This is a genomic window from Nitrosomonas mobilis (genome assembly GCF_900103035.1).
GTDB classification, from domain to species: domain Bacteria; phylum Pseudomonadota; class Gammaproteobacteria; order Burkholderiales; family Nitrosomonadaceae; genus Nitrosomonas; species Nitrosomonas mobilis.
This window is the reverse complement of sequence record NZ_FMWO01000032.1, coordinates 88,109-105,977: the sequence shown is the minus strand read 5'-3', so window position 1 is coordinate 105,977 and position 17,869 is coordinate 88,109. Positions and strand designations below refer to the sequence as shown.

Below are 17,869 nucleotides of genomic sequence, written 5' to 3'. Positions count from 1 at the left end.
GGAGAGCATCATGTCAGCAATTTTAGAAGAACTGGAAAACCAGGCTTTACAACTGTCGCCCAAAGAGCGCGGCGAGTTGATCCATCGTTTGATCGTCAGCCTCGAAGGCGAGCCGGAAGCATCACCGGAAACCATTGCCAAAGCATGGAATGACGAAATTACCCGGCGCGTGCCGGACATGGAAGTCGGGCGCACAAAATAGATTCCCGCCGATGAAGTGATGGCAGAGCTCCGCGCAAAAATCCATGCCGCTAAAACCGGTTCAAGTCAGCCTTAGCACCGAGGCACAAGCCGACACCGATGCAGCGATCTACTGGTATATCGGCGAAGGCCCGCTCATCACGGCGGAAGATTTCACCGAAGAGCTTGGTCGTACACTCGACCTTCTCAACCAGTTCGCTGCATTGGGTGAAAGTGGTACGCACAACACGCGGTTGTTGCCTCTTCATGGTTTCCCCTTATTCCCTAATTTGCCAGCTTCGAGACGATGCTGTCCGCGTCATCACCGTTGCCCATCACAGCCGTCGGCCCGGGTATTGGGTTGGCCGACGTTGAGGTTACGGCATTTATTCTGATCATGATCGCGCACAACTTCACAATAATCGCAATTAACCGACTTTCCGCTGCAACGTGACTCCCGCGGGTATAGCCGCTTCTCTTACTGAAACGGTGTAATCGGCAAAGTCGCGCGCAGGTTCCTCGGAATTTTTCTTCACCTGAATCAGATCAAACAGATTGTGAGCCGGTGCGTTACCCAATTCACTGTCATGCTTGAACACATACAGCCCGCGCGTGGACATTTCGCCGCGTGCGGCAGAGCGGTCATGCTCGAACATTTGCGCCAGCGCTTGCCAGAGCAATTCCAGATCGTTTTCATCGAAACCTGTTTGTTTGGCGAGGAATGAAGACACGAAGCCGTGGGCGGCATACAGACCGTAAGGCACAGTGAATTTGCGCCCCATGGTGCGGTTATCGCCGGATTGTTTTTCGGCTTCGGCTTCGGTGGCTACCGCCATGCGGGTGATGGAATGCTCAAGCGCAACGACAGGATCAATAGACCGGGCAAAAGTTAGTTGGATCGGGCCGCGTACTTGGCCGCAATTGATCCCTGTGGACATGACCGCGCCAAATGCCCGAACGTCAAAGAAATTGCGGCACATCCACTGCCTTGCTTCATCAACGGCATCGCCGCCTTTGCGTTTTTTGTCGTCGCCTTCAAGTAACTCAGCTTTGCCGATACCCACATAAGCGCGCTTATGCTGGTTATTGAGAACAGCTTTTTCTTTGACGTAGATTTCAAATGGTGGTTGTTCGCTTTTCACCAATCCGACAAAGTTTCGTACCTTGCGTTTCAAGCTCACGTCAGTCACCAGACCACGCCCGGTTTCTGCATCTACCCGAGGCAAATTACCCGCATCCGGGTCACCATTGGGATTGCCATCTTTTACGTCAAACAGCAGAACGAAGTCGTAACGATTAATCAGTGCCATGATATTTATTCTCCTTTGGTGGTGGATTCGGATTTGGTGAAAAAAGCTTGCCGCTGGTGGTAATAGCCGATGGCGAAGCGCCCTTGGTCGGCAAGACTCAGATGCGCCGGAAAATCGTTGATGTCGGACATGAGCTGGCCGATGAGCTTCTCGAAGTAGCGTTTGCGTCCTTCTTCCAGTTTGGCGAGGTGGTGGTTTTTCAGTTTCATCAGGTTGGCGAATACCGTAACTGGTGTGCTGGACGCTGCACCGTAGAAACGGTCGCGGATGGTTGCATTCAGGCTGGGACTGGATTCCTCCTGAATTTTTTCCAGTGCAGCAAACAGGCGACCGATACGGTAACCAGGATTGGTATTGGAATCATCGAGCGACACGGTAATCTCCTTTTCATGTGATGGTGAATAACGCGCCTGCCGGTTAAGGCAGGCTTTGATGAGGGCGGCTCGAGGGTAATTCACTTCACGCTCGGCGCGAATACGGCGCACGGCAGCTTGCAACAGAGTTTGCGGATAAGGCAACCCGGCAAAAATGGCGCGCATAAATTCACCCGCCAGATTGGGTGGGATGTTTTCCGACTTGCCTTGTGTTGCGGTGGCTACCAGCAGGCGGAAAAGAGATAGGTACGACTTCTCATAACTGGCGTGATCGATTTCCAAATCTTCAAAATGCCAACGTATCCGCGCGTACATTTCGGCGACCGTGCCGACTTGCCAGAAACGCACGCTGATACGTGCGGCATTGGGCGCGAGGCCGAGCACGTAGAACGGGGTTTTACCACCATCATAGCTGAGTGCGCCTATCTGCGGCGCTTGGAATAATGCCTCAATGGCACGCGTTTGTTTTGCCGGGTCGTCCTTGGGCGGTTCGTCAAACAGATCAGCAAACGTGTTTTCGAGGTCGGTGTGTTTTTCTGACCAGAACACGGTAGAAGCATCGCCAACCTGAATGCGCTGTGTACTTTCCTTGCTTAGCAAGTAGTTGAGCGCTGTGGTGTAGGCAAAGGCGACGCGCTTGCCTACGGGCGCGTTGGCACCTTGTTCCTTCCCAAACGAATTAAAGGCAGCCTTATTGAAAGAGACAATATTTGCGCCGCTGGATTGTGCGCCCCATACGCCTTTGATTGACGTATGCAGGCGCTCGAAAACATCTATTTCTCCGCTTACCGAGCAAGTGATTTCTTCTGTGTCTGTTTCAACTTTTTCCAGCACAGCCCTGACAGCAGACCGTTGACAAACCAGTTCAAGATCACCATTAAGCCGAAAAGTTAACACAGGATTGGTTTCCAGAATTTCAAGCCAAAGTGGATCAGCCTTTAAACGCTTTCGATTAGCTTTCATGTGCTTAAAATCTGATACCAGAAAATTCAGCACAGCGGTTAACCCAGTATCTTCATACACACTTTCTGGCAGCGCCTTAATTTGTTCGATAAACGCACTGTGCATTTCACGTAAACGAAGACGGTATTTCATTCTTCTTTCCATCGACATTTTCGCCAACTTGTCAGTACCGCAAGCGCGAAGTACATACTCAGCGTTGTCCCATAACAAATTAGTGGCAACTCCAGAGGTTTTTTTCTCACCCTGCGGCACTAAAAAATTATGAGCAATTTTCTTTTTCCCTTCAATGGTTCGCGTGTCCTCAATCTGTACTAAATGCCCGGCAGCATTGATTTCAATTACGAATGGAATGGCCTTGGTTTCAAAACCAAGACGAGGCAAGTCCGACTTGCGTTTATAGTAATCGCATAGCGCCTGAAGAATCATCCCCGCACCTCCGCATTGGCTAAATCCAGCACGCCGTTTTTCAGTTCGGCACGGAAGAAGCGTGGACTGGGACTAATGATGTTCCTGTAGTCCATGTCGTGCAATATCCAGCCCAAATCGCGACTTTCTGCTATCGGTGCAGGTTCGGCGGCAACATCTTTAATCAGACGAAAGTTGGCGGCAAATTCACGGCAACCCAGATAGGGCTGGTTCACGCACTGGCCTTTGCTGGCACGGCGCTCGAACATGTTCAGAAATTTGGCGGGTGTGTTCGTTTCATCGGCGATGCGCTGTTCGCCGGCATCGTTGATGCGGTGTTTGGCGAGATGCGGGAAATTTTGTTTGTGTCGCGAGGCGTCGCACATTTCAAATCCTGCGTGGATGCGGTAAGCGACATCGCGCAGGAACAGTCCGGCGCGTTGCTGGCGTTCGTCTTCAATGTAAAGCCCGAGGTCGCCGCTGCCATTGTTCATGACGGCTTGCACGTTGCGTGATGAAATCACTGCGCCCACTTCGTTGCGCCGTAGCGTAATCCATTTGATCGGCTTCAGCACTTCGATCCTGGTCACTTGCCAGCGAATAGCAGGTTTCCACAAGATTGCCTCGAACACGGCGCGGGCAGCAGAGGGTGTCATCACGTCATAGCTGACGCGCTCCACTTTCATTTCAGGCCGGGTGAAGCAGGCGAAGTCGCCGGTTACTTCCAAGCAGAATATTTTCATGTTTTTCTTCCCTGACTTCAAACATTTCAGTTTTATCGTCCCCATGCAGAGGGGTAAGCAGGCAATCCACAAAACGGATGCTCGCAAAACGGAGGCCCAGTCAATCAAAACGCTGGATTCCCGCTTTCGCGGGAATGACGGGCTTGTTTTATCCAACCAAGTTTTCGGGTGCTATGTTGCTATCAATCATTACACCCAGAGATTTATCGTAAAGCTTGTCGCTTACCTGAGCATAGATACCTGGCCATATCCCGCGCACATCACCTTGTTTTTCGAGTTGTGTAAATAATCGCTTGGGGATGTTCACTGAGTAGCGTTGCAATTTGCGCATCAGCCAGCGTTGCGGCCCTTCTTTTTCCAACTTGCCGAGCAATATATCGTTGTCACCGTAACGCACCAATATGGTTTGGTAAGCGCTGTCATCTATCAGTCTGAATTTTTCCGCTACGGTGCGAAATTGAATTTGGCAATTACGTGCGTCTTGCGTAAGTAATTCGTGGATGCCGTGTTTGTCGAGCGATGGTGCGCGCACATAGAGGTGCTCGAAAAATTGCCTGGCAAGATCGCGTCCCAATATGTTGTCTGTGCTTCCCGTCAGCAGGCTTACCGAGATTTGCGCTGCCTGCCGCAACAGTCCAGGAGGCGCAGGTTTCGGTGGCACGAAAACGACAACATGTCCCAAACCATCCTGTTTGCCTTCCCGGTTGCAGCGTCCTGCCGCCTGCGCAATCGAATCCAGTCCGGCCAGTGCGCGATACACAACGGGAAAGTCTATGTCGACACCGGCTTCCACCAACTGCGTGCTGATAACGCGAAGCGATTTGTTTTTCTTAAGCCGCCACTTGATGTACCGAATGATTCTGGAGCGGTGCTCGCCGCACATCAGTGCGGATAAATGCAATGTGTCTTTTCCATTCTCCGAGGCGGTCATCAGGCGATGTAACTCGCGTGCGTCGTCGCGGCGGCTGACGATGCACAATACGGAAGGATGCTGGAGCAGTTCGTCGGCGATGCTTTGCCAGTCGCGCGGTGTTTGCAAATCGGCGGGGACGCTAACTTCCACGCGCTTTAACTGCTGATACAAGGCATCGGGGTCGTCCATGATTTCGCGCACGTTGTCCAATCCGCGAAAGGGTTTGCTGCCGAAAGGTTGGAACGAGCCGAGCGCGGGCTGGGTGGCGGTGGAAAGCACGAACGTTACGCCGTAATGGCTTGCCAATTGGTTCATCACATCGGCAATCGGTTGCAGGAATTCCGGCGGCAGCAACTGCGCCTCATCCAGTACCACCACGCTATTCACGATGTTGTGCAGCTTGCGGCAACGGCTGGTGCGCGCGGCAAACAGCGATTCAAAAAACTGGACGTTGGTGGTGACAACGATCGGTGCATCCCAGTTCTCGGTTGCCAGGCGGGAGTGCGCATCTTCCTTGTCTGGGTCCAGATTTGCGTGATGTTCGACGATGTTGTCACCAAATACCTCGCGGAATATGCCTGCTATCTGCTCGATAATACTGGTGTAAGGGATAACGTAAATGATGCGCTGTTTATTGTGCTGTAAGGCGTGATTCAAGGCGAATGCCATGCCGGACAGAGTCTTGCCGCCGCCGGTGGGTACGGTAAGTGAAAACAATCCTGGAGGTAGTGCGGCTCTTTTGAGGCACTGACGTAGGATATTGGCGCGAATCGTGTTAACCAGCGTGTTGTTTGCATTTGCCGCAAGAGCGGCCATGTGTTTATCGAAGCGATCTACCAGATCGGCTATATCAAGATAACCAGACCGGGCAGCCGCTTTGTCGCCGTCCATGAATGCTTCGGTATCGAGAAAGTCTGCGTCTACCAAACAGGAGAACAGCATCCGCAACCACAGGTGCAAACCCTCAGCACCGCCGCGCAACCTGGTAGTTGGCTTGGGCTGCGTGAGGATTTCTTGTGGAATGGCTTGTGCCGGTATGCGATCGAGCAAGTGGTTTTGTTCTGCCCCTAATCGGATGGAAAGTGCTTTGCCTCCTGTTTCTGCCGCGTGCCAGTCGGGCAATCCCGCATGATGCCCCGCGATCAGGTAGGCCAAAATCTGTCCATGTGCGCCGAACTGTCTAACTGCGTGTATCGCGCCAGCAGTGGAATGGTCAACGCGGCCTGGTTTTCCCTCGATATGCGCTTCTGAGTCGTAACCACTAACGGTTTTGATGTAATGTTGAAATTCTTGGCTGTATTTGCCCAAGTCGTGCCATAACCCGGCCAGACTCGCCCAGTCGCTACTGCCAAAGCATTCGGCAGCTTCGCCCGCGCGCCGGGAAACTTCTCGCAAATGCTCTTCGAGCGCGTGTTCGATCCAGTTTCCGCTGTCATTCTGCCGAACATGGGCAATTGGCGTTGCTGTCATGATGGACTCGGTTTGTCTCACGTTGAAGCAGGTCAGTGTCTCAGAAAAAAAAAGATTTTATTTCGAGAAAAGACATGGGTTTGTTGGACTACTTGATGGGTATAACTTTTTGTGTCTGCAATCGCTTGAATGATTCGAGGTCGATCTGTGTTGCGATTGATAGGGGAGTGGGGTAGAGCGGTGTGAGAAATAGATGGGTTTTGTCACTATTTCCGGTGGAGGTAGTCAATCCGCGGTAGCAGATTGACTGGGTACTCAGGCAGTTCTTTTCTGTATGAATTCGATTTGGTATCCGTCAGGATCGGTTATGAAGGCAATGACGGTGGTGCCGTGTTTCATCGGGCCGGCTTCGCGGGTGACCTGGCCGCCAAGTTGCTTGACTTTTGCGCAGGCTGCATACGCATCATCGACTTCGATGGCGATATGGCCGAAGCCGGTTCCAAGATCATAATGATCGGTATCCCAGTTATGCGTGAGCTCAAGAACCGTTCCTTCGGATTCATCCTGATAGCCGACAAAGGCTAGGGTAAATTTACCTTCAGGGTAGTCTTTGCGGCGCAGCTCGCGCATGCCAAGTACTTGGGTGTAAAACTGGATGGACCGGTCGAGATTGCCGACGCGCAGCATGGTGTGCAAGATGCGCATTTTTTGTTCCTTTAGTTAAATGTGAACGAAGTAGCCGCCGTAACAGCATGTCCCTGCTTTTATTCTATACCTTGACCATTTCAAAATCTTCCTTGCGAGCGCCGCATTCCGGGCAGGTCCAGTTGATGGGGACATCCTCCCAGCGTGTGCCTGCAGGGATGCCATCCTGTGGCCAACCTTCGGCTTCGTCATAGATAAAGCCGCAGATCATGCACATGTAGCGGTTGTAGGTATTCTTGTTCTCGGAGGTCATGATGGATAAGCGTGTCCTGTTAAGTTAGAATGAGGCGACATTTTACGACATTATTACATGCCACTACCACCTCCCATTGTTTTGACCTTTGCCGCAAGTGATCCTAGCGGTGGGGCAGGCGTTCAAGCTGACATTATGACGATTACTGGTTTGGGGTGCTATCCCGCTTCAGTTCTCACAGCCGTGACGGTACAGGATACGATCGGGGTGGAGGATTTTTTTGTACTGGATGCGGAATGGATCATCGATCAGGCGCGTGCGCTACTTCAGGATATGCCGGTTCAGGCTTTCAAGGTCGGGATGGTTGGCAGTGTTGAAATTGTCGCGGCGATTACTGAAATTGTCTCGGATTATCCTGATATTCCATTGGTACTGGATACGGTTCTTGGCTCAGGGAGAGGAGATCTATTTGCGAATAACCAGGTTATTATGGCAATGCGTGAAATGTTGTTTCCGCAGGCAACCATTATTACGCCGAATAGTATCGAAGCGAGGCGTATTGCGCTTGAATATGAGGATGATGAAGAAACGGATGGTTTAAGTGAGTGCGCGAATAAACTACTGCAGTGGGGATGTGGTTATGTATTGATCAAGGGCAGCCACGAGAATACGCCGAAGGTGGTCAATACGCTTTATGGGCCTGGTGGTGTTTTACGCTCGGATGCATGGGAACGTTTGCCTGGATCGTATCACGGCTCTGGCTGTACTTTGTCTTCCGCTATGGCCGCATTGCTGGCGCAGGGTGTTTCCATCAATGATAGCGTTTCTGAGGCGCAGGAATACACTTGGCAGACCCTAAAAAAGGGGTTTCGTCCGGGGATGGGACAATATATACCAGATCGATTTTTTTGGATGGATGATGAAAATCTGAGCAAGCATGATAGGCCAGATGGCGAGGATGAAGCGTGAGAACGGATAGTGTATAAATCCTTCCCAGCCGGTTTATATGCGATAACACCAGACACGAATTGTACGGTTCGTTTATGCGAAATGGTCGAGCAGGTGTTGATGGGCGGAGCAACGTGCGTACAGTATCGAAACAAAGCTGCAGATCAATCCCTGCGGCTTTTGCAGGCAACAGAAATTCATCGTCTATGCCAAAAACATAATGTTCCGCTAATCATCAATGATGACATCGATCTTACTCTGGAAATCGATGCGGAGGGTTTGCACGTGGGAGAGAACGATACTGCAGTTCCGGTGGCCAAAAAATATCTGGCAGACGATAAAATTATTGGTGTTTCTTGCTACAATCAATTGGATCGGGCAGTAGCAGCACAGGCACAGGGCGCAAGCTATGTTGCATTTGGTGCTTTTTTCCCTTCTGTAACTAAAAGTGATGCCACCCAGGCAGGAATTGAGCTTTTACAGGCAGCGAAGAGTTTAATACGCATACCAGTAGTGGCAATTGGTGGCATCAATCAGCATAATGCCAGTATTTTGCTTCACTCCGGTTGCTTTGCCATTGCAGTTTGTCAGGGTTTGTTTACTGGCGATGATATCTGCGTAACTACCCGGGAATTTTCCCGTTTGTTCAACAAATTTTAGACGCATATTTTCAAATGACCATAACCAATCAGCAATTATTTGAACGATCCCAGCAATTTATCCCGGGTGGCGTGAATTCGCCGGTGAGAGCTTTTAAATCGGTCGGAGGAACGCCAGTTTTTTTTCAGCGTGGCCAGGGCGCCTATTTTTGGGATGTGGAAGGGAAATCCTACATTGATTATGTCGGTTCCTGGGGGCCGTTAATTTTGGGGCATGCCCATCCCGCAGTGGTTAAGGTGGTGCAGGAAGCAGTACAGAATGGCATGTCTTTCGGTGCGCCTACTGCGGCCGAACTGGAAATGGCTGAATTGTTGTGCACCTTGTTGCCATCCATTGAGCAGGTCAGGCTCGTGAGTTCTGGTACAGAAGCGGGCATGAGCGCCATCCGGCTGGCGCGTGGTTTTACTGGCAGAAGTCGCATCATCAAATTTGAAGGTTGTTATCATGGGCATGACGATGCGTTGCTGGTCAAGGCTGGGTCGGGTGCTTTGACTTTTGGCAATCCCAGTTCGGCCGGTGTTCCTGCGGAAACAGTCAGTCATACGCTGGTGCTGGACTACAACGATGTTGCAGGGCTGGAAAAGGCTTTCAGCGAGTTGGGCAATGAAATTGCTGCCGTGATTGTTGAGCCAATTGCCGGCAACATGAATCTGATCAAGGCTGATCCGGAATTTTTGGCAGTTTTGCGGAAGCTGTGTACACAACACGGTAGTCTGCTGGTTCTCGATGAAGTGATGACCGGGTTTCGTGTTGGCTTGCAATGCGCACAAGGAATTTATGGCATCCAGCCAGATTTGACAATTTTAGGTAAAGTCATTGGTGGGGGAATGCCGATGGCTGCTTTTGGTGGGCGACGTGATGTGATGCAATGTTTGGCGCCACTAGGTCCGGTTTATCAGGCGGGTACACTTTCTGGCAATCCAGTTGCTGTGGCTGCTGGTCTGGAAACATTACGTCAGATTCAGACGGAAGGATTCTTTGAGAAATTGTCGACTAGAACGCGGCAATTGACCGATGGTTTGGTCGCTGTCGCCAGAAAGTATGGCGTGAGGTTCAGCGCCCAGTCTGAAGGAGGGATGTTCGGAATTTATTTCGGTGAGAATCCACCTAAAACATTTACTGAAGTGATGGCTTGTGATCGAGAGGCATTTAACCGTTTTTTTCATGCGATGTTAGCTGAAGGGATATATTTTGCGCCATCGAGTTTTGAGGCGGGATTTGTTTCATCTACCCATGGTGATGCAGAGATTGAAAAAACATTGAATGCTGCTGAGCGCGTATTCGAACAGGGTTTGTAGTATTATCCATAGCTTATATGACTTATGTGGATACTTCTGAAATTGGAATAAACTGACCGGTTGTTCTTATTGTGGTGCGGGTACTCTGCCACGACGTAATATAGTATTGCCACTATTTAAAAATCAAGAAAAATGATGACTTCTTATTCGCAAAAAGTACTGCTGCTGGCAATATCGACTTGCTTGATCCCTGGTTGCGCTTCGATGAATAATCGGCAAGATCCTTTGGAGCCGATGAATCGCGCTATATTTTCGTTTAATGAAAAGTTCGATGAGTTTGTTCTTGAGCCTGCTGCGCGAGGTTACCATGCCGTTGTCCCAGATCCCATCGAGATGATAGTCGGTAATTTTTTTTCGAATATCGGGGATGTGGCCATCACCGCCAACTCATTGCTACAGCTTAAATTTGCCGATGCAGCGGCGAGCTCGAGCAGAGTACTGATCAATACGACCTTTGGATTGCTGGGTGCAGTCGATCTGGCCAGTCACATCAGTCAGGTTAGCGACATTGATATCAGCAAGCGTAACGAAGATTTTGGCCAAACTCTTGGGTATTACGGTGTGGGCGCGGGTCCTTATATTGTTCTGCCTATTCTTGGTCCAAGTACAGTAAGGGATACCGTGGGGACAGGGGTAGATGGTGTGATTTTTGATCCACTACGATCTTCAGTTTATAACAAGTTTGATTTTCTGACCGTGCGTTTGCCCGTTACAACTGTGCAGATTATAGATATTCGTGCGCAAAATCTGGATCTTGATAAAACGCTGGAGGAAGCGGCATTGGATAAATATGAATTTGTACGCGATGCTTATTTACAGCGTCGCGAGAGTCTGGTTAGAGATGGCGATGTTCCTAAGGAGGAAGGTTTCGAGGAATTTGAAGATCTTAATGATGACCTGTTTTGAGGAAATAGTTTTAGAGTGACAATTTCTTGAGAAGTTTACTGGACAGTAAGACTGCCCAGTAAACAGAATTAAACACTTTATATCATCAACGAGCATCACGGAGCGCTTCAATACGTTCTTGAAGTGGCGGGTGGGACATAAACAATTGACCAAACTTGCTTTTTTGTCCTGAAATCCCAAATGCCGCAATTTTCTCTGGCAAATGGGAAGGCTCATATTCCTTTTGCAGTTTTTGTAGCGCAGCAATCATTTTATCGCGGCCTGAGAGTTTCGCGCTGCCTGCATCTGCACGAAATTCACGCTGACGGCTGAACCACATGACAATGATGCTGGCCAATATTCCCAATACCAGTTGCGCAATAATGCTGGTAATAAAATAAGCCGGGCCGTGGCCTTCTTCTGTTTTGAAAACAATACGGTCGATCATATGACCCACGATCCGTGACAGAAAGATGACAAAAGTATTGACCACACCTTGAATCAACGCAAGGGTGACCATATCGCCGTTGGCTACGTGACTGACTTCATGAGCGAGCACTGCTTCTGCTTCATCTTGTGTCATTTTTTGTAATAAACCTGTGCTCACCGCGACTAAGGCACTGTTTTTATTCATGCCAGTCGCAAAAGCATTGATGTCGGGAGAGTCGTAAATGGCTACTTCTGGCATACCAATCTTCGCCATACGAGCCTGACGTCTGACAGTGTCCACCAGCCATCCTTCTGTCGCATTGGAGGGAATATCGATTACTACTGCGCCAGTCATGCGCTTTGCGCTCCACTTGGACATGGCGAGCGAAATAAGCGATCCACCAAATCCAATGACCGCCGAAAAAATAAGTAGTGCATTGAAGTCCAATCCACTACCATCTTCATCCAGTATCCGATCAACACCCAGAAGACGTAGCGTGATACTCAACACAACCAATATGGCAAGGTTGGTTACAATAAATAGAAAAATTCGTTTCATCTTTATTTCCTTTATAGCTTAATAAACGTTATTGAATTGGGTAAACGCTAATCGTTCACTGCATCAAATCATATGATGACATATTTTGCTTTTTCAAGCGCCGATATAGCTTGCTCGTATCTACAGATTATAAATTGGTAGGGTACAATTGCCCATTTTTCAGATATGGAAGTTGTCTTGAAATGACCAAGCCTCTTGCCAGATAAAATCATTTAAAAAGGATCCAGTATTATGGCTGAGCGTTCTGTTCTGATTGTCGGTAGTGGGTTAGCCGGCTATGCGGTTGCGCGCGAACTCAGGAAGTTGAATGATGCGGTTCAAATTACGATGTTATCAGCCGATCATGGTGGTTTTTATTCAAAACCGATGTTGTCCAACGCATTGGCAACCGGTAAAACTCCTGATTCCATTCTGAGCATGAATGCCGCCCAGATGTCTTCACAGTTGAATGCTGTTATTTACCCTCATACGAGAGTGGCATCTATCGACGCAGAGGGTAATAGCGTTTTGCTTGAGAATGGTGAAAAACTGTCTTTTGAGCAACTGGTGTTAGCTTTGGGTGCTGATCCCATTCGCTTGCCACTTGCTGGAGATGGAGCAGAAGCAGTATTGTCAATTAATGATCTTGATGATTATCGCTATTTTCGTGAAACTCTGGCAGGGAAAAAACGTATCGCTATACTTGGTGCTGGTTTAATCGGTTGCGAGTTTGCTAATGATCTCATTGCACAGGACTATCACGTGACCGTGTTTGATCTTAGCCCTCAGCCGTTGGGACGGTTGCTTCCCCCACAAGCTGGTCAGTTTCTGCGTGATAAACTAGCTGCAGTCGGAATTGATTTCAAATTTAATTGTAGTATCAGTAGAATAGATAAGTATGGCGAGCAATATCGGCTTTTCTTCGGTGAAAATGAATCTATTGAAGCGGAACTGATTTTGTCTGCCATCGGTCTGAGATCTCGTATTGCACTGGCAGAGGCTGCTGGTATCGATATTAATCGAGGTATTAAAGTGAATCAGTATTTGCAAACCAATTTTCCAGATATTTATGCATTGGGTGATTGCGCGGAAGTGGAAGGAAAAGTATTACCTTTCATCATGCCTATTGCGCATGCAGGGCGTGCCTTGTCAGCTACGCTTGCGGGAACACCTACCTTGCTGCGTTATCCGGCAATGCCAGTGCTGGTAAAAACACCTGCCTGTCCAACTGTCGTGTCACCTCCCGATCCGGCAGCCAGCGGAGAATGGGAGGTCGAGATTGGTACAGATGGAGTAAAAGCCTTATACCGATCAGAGACAGGCAATTTGCTGGGGTTTGCTTTGCTGGGAACGGCAACTGCAGAGCGGGGGACGTTGACAGGCCAGTTACCGCCGATTATGCCATAATAGCCGTTTACTTCCTGATAAATCAGCTGCTGTTTTAATGAAATAGGGATATATGCTTTACTTGATTTACGCCGAAGATGTCATTGATAGCCTACCGTTACGACTGGCCAATCGACCTGCGCATCTGGCGCGCCTCCGGCATTTGCAGGAAGAAGGCAGGTTGATCCTGGCTGGACCATGTCCGGTGATAGATAGTGAGAGTTCAGCAGATGCCGGTTTTTCTGGTAGTGTGATTGTGGCTGAATTCGTATCATTAGATGCTGCCCGGGATTGGGCGAATCAGGACCCTTATGTGTTGGCTGGCGTTTATGCAAAGGTCAGCGTTAAACCTTTTAAAAAAGTTTTGCCAGCTTGATAAGCTGTTTGATAACTACTTAGCAACATAAATTTTGACAGAATGATATTCAATCGTTGCATCTTGCGAATTATTTTTTGATCAATCATTCAGTTGCTTGTAGTATCTGGAGGTTGTAAGCAGGGTTACTCCATGGGTAGGCTTTAGAAGAGAACTAACTGCAAGCGCACTTGACTATCTGGGGTTTAATTGTTTGTTGGCTGGTTTTTGTATTTATTGTTTTTATATTCATTTAACTTGATTTACTTAGAAAGAGAAGGAATTTTATGCGCTTAACTAAATTAGTAGCTTATATGTTCGTGCTTGCTATGGCTGTGTCTACTGCAGTAAATGCCCAAAGTGGTGGCGAAGTTGCCAAGGTAAATGGCGTCGCTATTCCGCAAGCACGTCTTGATTTGATGATTAAAGCAGCGGTAGCACAAGGGCAGCCAGATTCAGCTGAGATGAGAAATACATTGCGGGAAAATTTGATTGCCGAAGAGATCCTGGCTCAGGAAGCGATCAAAAAAGGGCTGGATCGTGATCCCGATGTGAAAACCCAAATTGATCTGGCGCGCCAAGCAGTACTGATTCGAGCATATCAGGCAGATTATATTCGTAACAATCAGGTTAGTGAAGCAGAGCTTCGCAAGGAATATGAAACTGTTAAGGCGCAGATGGGTGATCAGGAATATAATGCGCGCCATATTTTAGTAGAAACAGAAAAAGAAGCAAAAGATATCATCGCTCAAATCAAGAATAAAGTCCCTTTTGCAAAACTTGCCAAAGATCGTTCTATAGATAGTGGCAGCAAGGAAAATGGTGGCGAATTGGGATGGACTTCTTCGGCCGTTTATGTAAAGCCATTTGCTGATGCGCTACAAAACCTTAAGAAAGGGCAGATGACGCCACAGCCAGTTCAAACATCTTTTGGTTGGCATGTGATTCAACTGGATGATGTCAGAAAAGCTACACCGCCATCCTTTGAGGAAGTTAAGCAAAATATGGAGCAAAGAATACTGCAACGAAATTTTGCCGCAACTGTGGAAACTCTACGTAAAACCGCAAAGATTCAATAGGGTTTCTAGAAAAATCTTTGCTCAGTAGTGGCAGCAGTACTCTTCAAGGTGTAGCGCAACGCGGTACTCTTGGGGAGATTGCTGCCAGCAGTTCATAACTGATCGTTTGCGCCGCTGTAGCAACCTGCTCGACTGGCAGTCCTCTTCCCCAGAGTGTTACTGTGCTGCCGATGTTTGCATGGTCTATCCCTTGTAAATCAATACTGAGCATATCCATGGAAATTCTTCCCACAATCCGTGTGCGCTGGCCATTTACCAATACTGGTGTACCGGTGGGCGCATGACGCGGATAGCCGTCAGCATAACCAGCTGCTACAATACCAATTCGCATGGCTTGACTCGCGGTGAATTGTGCGCCGTAACCCAGCCGATCTCCCGGACTGAGCTTCTGAATGGCGATAATCTGGCTTGTCAGTGTCATGGCGGGTCGTAATCCCATTTCTATGCCGGTTTTTTCTGGTAATGGAGATACACCGTAAAGCAGTAGGCCTGGGCGTACCCAGTCCGCATGTGTTTGTGGATAACGTAAAATGGCGGCAGAATTCGCAAGAGAACAGGGTAGATGAATACCACATTCTGCCCTAAGTACTGAGAATTCATTAAGTTGTTGGATAACCAATTGCTGTTCTGCCGCATCATCCGCACAGGCAAAATGCGTCATCAAAGTAATTTCTCCGATGAATTCTTGTTGTTTTAACGCATGTAATGCTGAGTTTCCCGGTTTTGGTTTGAAACCGAGGCGGTTCATGCCCGTATTAATTTTTAGAAAAATGGCTAACTTGTTGCTTCCCCGGTAGGCTGAGAGCATGGAGAGCTGCTCATGATGATGAATAACCGTACTCAGGCGATATTGGTTAATGGCATCAAGTTCGTGAGATGAAAAAAAACCTTCCAGTAAGATAATAGGTTGCTGAAATCCGGCATCTCTTAACTTTACAGCGGCTTCCAGCTCAAGTACTGCAAAGGCATTTGCTGCGCTGAGGGCGCGCGCAGAATGTAATAATCCGTGGCCATATGCATCTGCCTTAATGACGGCGATTGTGCGCGCATGACCAACTTTTTGTCGAACCACCGCAAGATTGTGCTGCAATGCAGTGGTGTCGATGATGGTTTGTATCGGACGGAACATCAGGTCAGATGAAAGATAGGTATTTATCCAAAGTGTTGCGGAAACTCAAAGTAAGTACCACCCAAGGCGGAATGCCTGCGACCATCTCAATATGGCATCAGTGCCTCAAATTGATCGATTTATTGGCAGGTGAATTTTTGTCGAGTGGTTGTGGATCCAGGACAGCGACCGTCAGCACGTCATCCGTTAGATATTTTTTGGCAACTTCTCTGACCTGTTCAGTTTCAACCGCTTTTATTTTTTCTAAAATGACTGCTTCATCCTGTTGCGAGAAACCAGCACTTTCCAGGCGACCAATCTGCATCGCCTGTGCCGATATTGAGTCCAGTTGATAAACATGACTGGCAATAACCTGCGCTTTTACACGGCTTAATTCTTGTTCTGTAATACCAGATTGAATGATCTTGTCGATTTCCAGCCGAATGGATTGCTCCAATTCCTCGATGGTTTTGCCCTGACTGGGTGTGGCGTCCAGATAGAACATGCCGGGTCCGCGTGCGATTGCGTTATAACCTGCACCTGCTGAAACAGCCATATGTGTTTCGCGTACCAGTGTTTTATTAAGTCTGGCCGAAGCATTACCATCCAGAACTCCTTCCAGAATTTCAAGTGCATAAGGCTCCCAGTCATTTTGGGAGTCTTTCAGGGTTGGTACCTTGTACCCCATCAGTAAATAGGGGAGCTCAGCGGGTGCTTTGACCCACAAACGTTTTATGCCGACTTGCGGTGGTTCGGTTTGCGGGTTACGTTCGGCCAGATCCGGTACCGATGATGGTTTGATATTACCGTAATATTTTTGGGCGAATGCAAGCACTTCTGCTGGTTTGACATCGCCAACAATAACCAGCACGGCATTGCTGGGTGCATACCACTTGTCATACCATTCCTGGTGATCACTGACTCGCATCTGTTCCAAATCATTCATCCAGCCAATAATCGGGCGGCGATAGGGATGAGTCTGAAAAGCGGTTGCCATCATTTTTTCAAATAACAGTGAATGTGCCTGATCATCCGTGCGTAACCGTCGCTCTTCCATCACCACCTGGATTTCCTTGGAAAATTCCTCTTCCGTGAGAACCAGGTTTCGCATACGATCCGATTCCAGTTCCATCGCCATTGGCAGGTGCTGCTTATGCAGTTGCTGGAAGTAAGCTGTGTAATCTGTGCCAGTAAAAGCATTTTCCACGCCACCAGCTGCTGCTATTCTGCGAGAGAATTCACCGGCAGGTACTTTGACTGTCCCTTTGAACATCATGTGTTCGAGCGCATGCGCCACGCCAGTTTTGCCGTTGACTTCATCCATGCTGCCAACCTTATACCATATCTGCTGGATCACTACCGGCGAGCGATGATCTTGCTTTACGATAAGCTTGAGACCATTATCCAGAAAATATTCATGTGTTGTTGTATTCGCTAACAGCGAACAAGGCATGAAAAACAAACATACCAGAACAAATAACGCAGAGTTAAAACTGGCAAGGGAAAAAGGGTTGTTTCTTTGCAAAATATGACCTCGCTTATAGGACGGTTATTTCAAGCCGCGTGTAACATAATCAGTGAGATATTTCAGTGTCTTTGGTTGTTGCTCGTATTGTACAGACAGTAAATTATTACAGCAATTCTCTGACGAAACCCGTGACATGTTTAATCGGATGTAATACGGTTCTCTATATATAGGTTGCTCCTTAGAAAATTCTAGTTTATGCTTGGCGCCCGCGCTGCTGATGTTGTTGTAATGTAAGTGGAGAAGTGACCGAGTGGCTGAAGGTGCACGCCTGGAAAGCGTGTGTACGGTTTTACCGTACCGCGGGTTCGAATCCCGCCTTCTCCGCCACCTACACGCCAAACGTTACCCACAGATGCCAAGCATAACAGCACCGACGCTAGGCTGCAAGCATTTCATGCCAACTATGGGCAATCATGGGAAACATGGGTAACAGTGGCAAAATACGGGTAATATTACGGG

Annotated in this window: 18 protein-coding genes and 1 tRNA gene; 9 read left to right on the top strand and 10 right to left on the bottom strand. The window is 48.5% G+C overall.

The window, feature by feature from the left end; all coding sequences use genetic code 11:
- The first annotated feature begins 10 nt into the window (after nucleotides 1-10).
- Complete coding sequence (locus NSMM_RS03315; RefSeq protein ID WP_090284593.1) at nucleotides 11-202, top strand: addiction module protein; 192 nt, start codon at nucleotides 11-13, stop codon at nucleotides 200-202.
- 49 nt (nucleotides 203-251) lie between these two features.
- Here the strand turns inward: NSMM_RS03315 and NSMM_RS03310 are convergent, their stop codons facing one another.
- The 7 genes from NSMM_RS03310 to NSMM_RS03280 form a co-directional block, all read right to left on the bottom strand.
- Nucleotides 252-449 carry a hypothetical protein gene (locus NSMM_RS03310; RefSeq protein WP_090284591.1) on the bottom strand — a complete coding sequence of 66 codons (198 nt, stop codon included), beginning with the start codon at nucleotides 447-449 and terminating at the stop codon, nucleotides 252-254.
- Nucleotides 450-608: 159 nt separating this feature from the next.
- Nucleotides 609-1,490 carry a type I-C CRISPR-associated protein Cas7/Csd2 gene (gene cas7c / locus NSMM_RS03305; protein WP_090284589.1) on the bottom strand — a complete coding sequence of 294 codons (882 nt, stop codon included), beginning with the start codon at nucleotides 1,488-1,490 and terminating at the stop codon, nucleotides 609-611.
- Nucleotides 1,491-1,495: 5 nt separating this feature from the next.
- Complete coding sequence (gene cas8c / locus NSMM_RS03300; RefSeq protein WP_090284587.1) at nucleotides 1,496-3,253, bottom strand: type I-C CRISPR-associated protein Cas8c/Csd1; 1,758 nt, start codon at nucleotides 3,251-3,253, stop codon at nucleotides 1,496-1,498.
- Complete coding sequence (gene cas5c, locus NSMM_RS03295) at nucleotides 3,250-3,975, bottom strand: type I-C CRISPR-associated protein Cas5c (RefSeq protein ID WP_090284585.1); 726 nt, start codon at nucleotides 3,973-3,975, stop codon at nucleotides 3,250-3,252. Before cas5c ends, cas8c begins: the two co-directional genes overlap by 4 nt.
- Before the next feature lie 148 nt (nucleotides 3,976-4,123).
- Nucleotides 4,124-6,358 (bottom strand): CRISPR-associated helicase/endonuclease Cas3, encoded by a 2,235-nt coding sequence (locus tag NSMM_RS03290; protein WP_090284583.1) that lies wholly within the window; start codon nucleotides 6,356-6,358, stop codon nucleotides 4,124-4,126.
- A 255-nt stretch (nucleotides 6,359-6,613) separates the two neighbouring features.
- Nucleotides 6,614-7,003 (bottom strand): lactoylglutathione lyase, encoded by a 390-nt coding sequence (gloA, locus tag NSMM_RS03285; RefSeq protein ID WP_090284581.1) that lies wholly within the window; start codon nucleotides 7,001-7,003, stop codon nucleotides 6,614-6,616.
- Nucleotides 7,004-7,067: 64 nt separating this feature from the next.
- On the bottom strand, nucleotides 7,068-7,256 hold the full coding sequence (locus NSMM_RS03280; protein WP_090284579.1) for a rubredoxin: 189 nt from the start codon (nucleotides 7,254-7,256) through the stop codon (nucleotides 7,068-7,070).
- Nucleotides 7,257-7,313: 57 nt separating this feature from the next.
- Between NSMM_RS03280 and thiD the strand changes: the two genes are divergently transcribed.
- From thiD to NSMM_RS03260, 4 genes are all read left to right on the top strand, one after another.
- Complete coding sequence (gene thiD, locus NSMM_RS03275; RefSeq protein ID WP_090284576.1) at nucleotides 7,314-8,165, top strand: bifunctional hydroxymethylpyrimidine kinase/phosphomethylpyrimidine kinase; 852 nt, start codon at nucleotides 7,314-7,316, stop codon at nucleotides 8,163-8,165.
- Nucleotides 8,166-8,174: 9 nt separating this feature from the next.
- Entirely contained in the window at nucleotides 8,175-8,804 is a 630-nt protein-coding gene (gene thiE / locus NSMM_RS03270; RefSeq protein ID WP_176753840.1) for a thiamine phosphate synthase, read from the top strand.
- 14 nt (nucleotides 8,805-8,818) lie between these two features.
- Complete coding sequence (gene hemL / locus NSMM_RS03265) at nucleotides 8,819-10,102, top strand: glutamate-1-semialdehyde 2,1-aminomutase (RefSeq protein WP_090284562.1); 1,284 nt, start codon at nucleotides 8,819-8,821, stop codon at nucleotides 10,100-10,102.
- 132 nt (nucleotides 10,103-10,234) lie between these two features.
- The gene (locus NSMM_RS03260) at nucleotides 10,235-11,008 is read left to right on the top strand and encodes an MlaA family lipoprotein (protein ID WP_090284560.1); all 774 of its coding nucleotides are present in this window, start codon (nucleotides 10,235-10,237) and stop codon (nucleotides 11,006-11,008) included.
- 85 nt (nucleotides 11,009-11,093) lie between these two features.
- Here the strand turns inward: NSMM_RS03260 and htpX are convergent, their stop codons facing one another.
- Nucleotides 11,094-11,975, bottom strand: a complete 882-nt coding sequence (gene htpX / locus NSMM_RS03255; protein ID WP_090284558.1) for a protease HtpX — start codon at nucleotides 11,973-11,975, stop codon at nucleotides 11,094-11,096.
- Nucleotides 11,976-12,206: 231 nt separating this feature from the next.
- Between htpX and NSMM_RS03250 the strand changes: the two genes are divergently transcribed.
- From NSMM_RS03250 to NSMM_RS03240, 3 genes are all read left to right on the top strand, one after another.
- On the top strand, nucleotides 12,207-13,361 hold the full coding sequence (locus NSMM_RS03250; protein ID WP_090284556.1) for an NAD(P)/FAD-dependent oxidoreductase: 1,155 nt from the start codon (nucleotides 12,207-12,209) through the stop codon (nucleotides 13,359-13,361).
- 52 nt (nucleotides 13,362-13,413) lie between these two features.
- Nucleotides 13,414-13,716: a YciI family protein gene (locus tag NSMM_RS03245; RefSeq protein WP_090284554.1), complete on the top strand. Its 303-nt coding sequence runs from the start codon at nucleotides 13,414-13,416 to the stop codon at nucleotides 13,714-13,716.
- 266 nt (nucleotides 13,717-13,982) lie between these two features.
- Nucleotides 13,983-14,774, top strand: a complete 792-nt coding sequence (locus NSMM_RS03240; RefSeq protein WP_090284552.1) for a peptidylprolyl isomerase — start codon at nucleotides 13,983-13,985, stop codon at nucleotides 14,772-14,774.
- Nucleotides 14,775-14,817: 43 nt separating this feature from the next.
- Here NSMM_RS03240 and alr read toward each other — a convergent pair whose 3' ends face one another.
- Both alr and NSMM_RS03230 read right to left on the bottom strand, forming a co-directional pair.
- Nucleotides 14,818-15,903: an alanine racemase gene (alr, locus tag NSMM_RS03235; protein WP_090284549.1), complete on the bottom strand. Its 1,086-nt coding sequence runs from the start codon at nucleotides 15,901-15,903 to the stop codon at nucleotides 14,818-14,820.
- Between the two features lie 97 nt (nucleotides 15,904-16,000).
- Nucleotides 16,001-17,335 (bottom strand): M16 family metallopeptidase, encoded by a 1,335-nt coding sequence (locus tag NSMM_RS03230; RefSeq protein ID WP_090284635.1) that lies wholly within the window; start codon nucleotides 17,333-17,335, stop codon nucleotides 16,001-16,003.
- A gap of 311 nt (nucleotides 17,336-17,646) precedes the next feature.
- On the opposite strand from NSMM_RS03230, the gene NSMM_RS03225 reads away from it, so the two are divergent.
- Nucleotides 17,647-17,737: transfer RNA gene (locus NSMM_RS03225), tRNA-Ser, on the top strand.
- Nucleotides 17,738-17,869 lie beyond the last annotated feature (132 nt).

Bases quoted from the DNA above. Each gene is read 5' to 3' on its own strand.
- NSMM_RS03315 (WP_090284593.1), top strand. From the start codon at position 11: ATGTCAGCAATTTTAGAAGAACTGGAAAACCAGGCTTTACAACTGTCG.
- NSMM_RS03310 (WP_090284591.1), bottom strand. From the start codon at position 449: ATGAAGAGGCAACAACCGCGTGTTGTGCGTACCACTTTCACCCAATGC.
- cas7c (WP_090284589.1), bottom strand. From the start codon at position 1,490: ATGGCACTGATTAATCGTTACGACTTCGTTCTGCTGTTTGACGTAAAA.
- cas8c (WP_090284587.1), bottom strand. From the start codon at position 3,253: ATGATTCTTCAGGCGCTATGCGATTACTATAAACGCAAGTCGGACTTG.
- cas5c (WP_090284585.1), bottom strand. From the start codon at position 3,975: ATGAAAATATTCTGCTTGGAAGTAACCGGCGACTTCGCCTGCTTCACC.
- NSMM_RS03290 (WP_090284583.1), bottom strand. From the start codon at position 6,358: ATGACAGCAACGCCAATTGCCCATGTTCGGCAGAATGACAGCGGAAAC.
- gloA (WP_090284581.1), bottom strand. From the start codon at position 7,003: ATGCGCATCTTGCACACCATGCTGCGCGTCGGCAATCTCGACCGGTCC.
- NSMM_RS03280 (WP_090284579.1), bottom strand. From the start codon at position 7,256: ATGACCTCCGAGAACAAGAATACCTACAACCGCTACATGTGCATGATC.
- thiD (WP_090284576.1), top strand. From the start codon at position 7,314: ATGCCACTACCACCTCCCATTGTTTTGACCTTTGCCGCAAGTGATCCT.
- hemL (WP_090284562.1), top strand. From the start codon at position 8,819: ATGACCATAACCAATCAGCAATTATTTGAACGATCCCAGCAATTTATC.
- NSMM_RS03260 (WP_090284560.1), top strand. From the start codon at position 10,235: ATGATGACTTCTTATTCGCAAAAAGTACTGCTGCTGGCAATATCGACT.
- htpX (WP_090284558.1), bottom strand. From the start codon at position 11,975: ATGAAACGAATTTTTCTATTTATTGTAACCAACCTTGCCATATTGGTT.
- NSMM_RS03250 (WP_090284556.1), top strand. From the start codon at position 12,207: ATGGCTGAGCGTTCTGTTCTGATTGTCGGTAGTGGGTTAGCCGGCTAT.
- NSMM_RS03245 (WP_090284554.1), top strand. From the start codon at position 13,414: ATGCTTTACTTGATTTACGCCGAAGATGTCATTGATAGCCTACCGTTA.
- NSMM_RS03240 (WP_090284552.1), top strand. From the start codon at position 13,983: ATGCGCTTAACTAAATTAGTAGCTTATATGTTCGTGCTTGCTATGGCT.
- alr (WP_090284549.1), bottom strand. From the start codon at position 15,903: ATGTTCCGTCCGATACAAACCATCATCGACACCACTGCATTGCAGCAC.
- NSMM_RS03230 (WP_090284635.1), bottom strand. From the start codon at position 17,335: ATGCCTTGTTCGCTGTTAGCGAATACAACAACACATGAATATTTTCTG.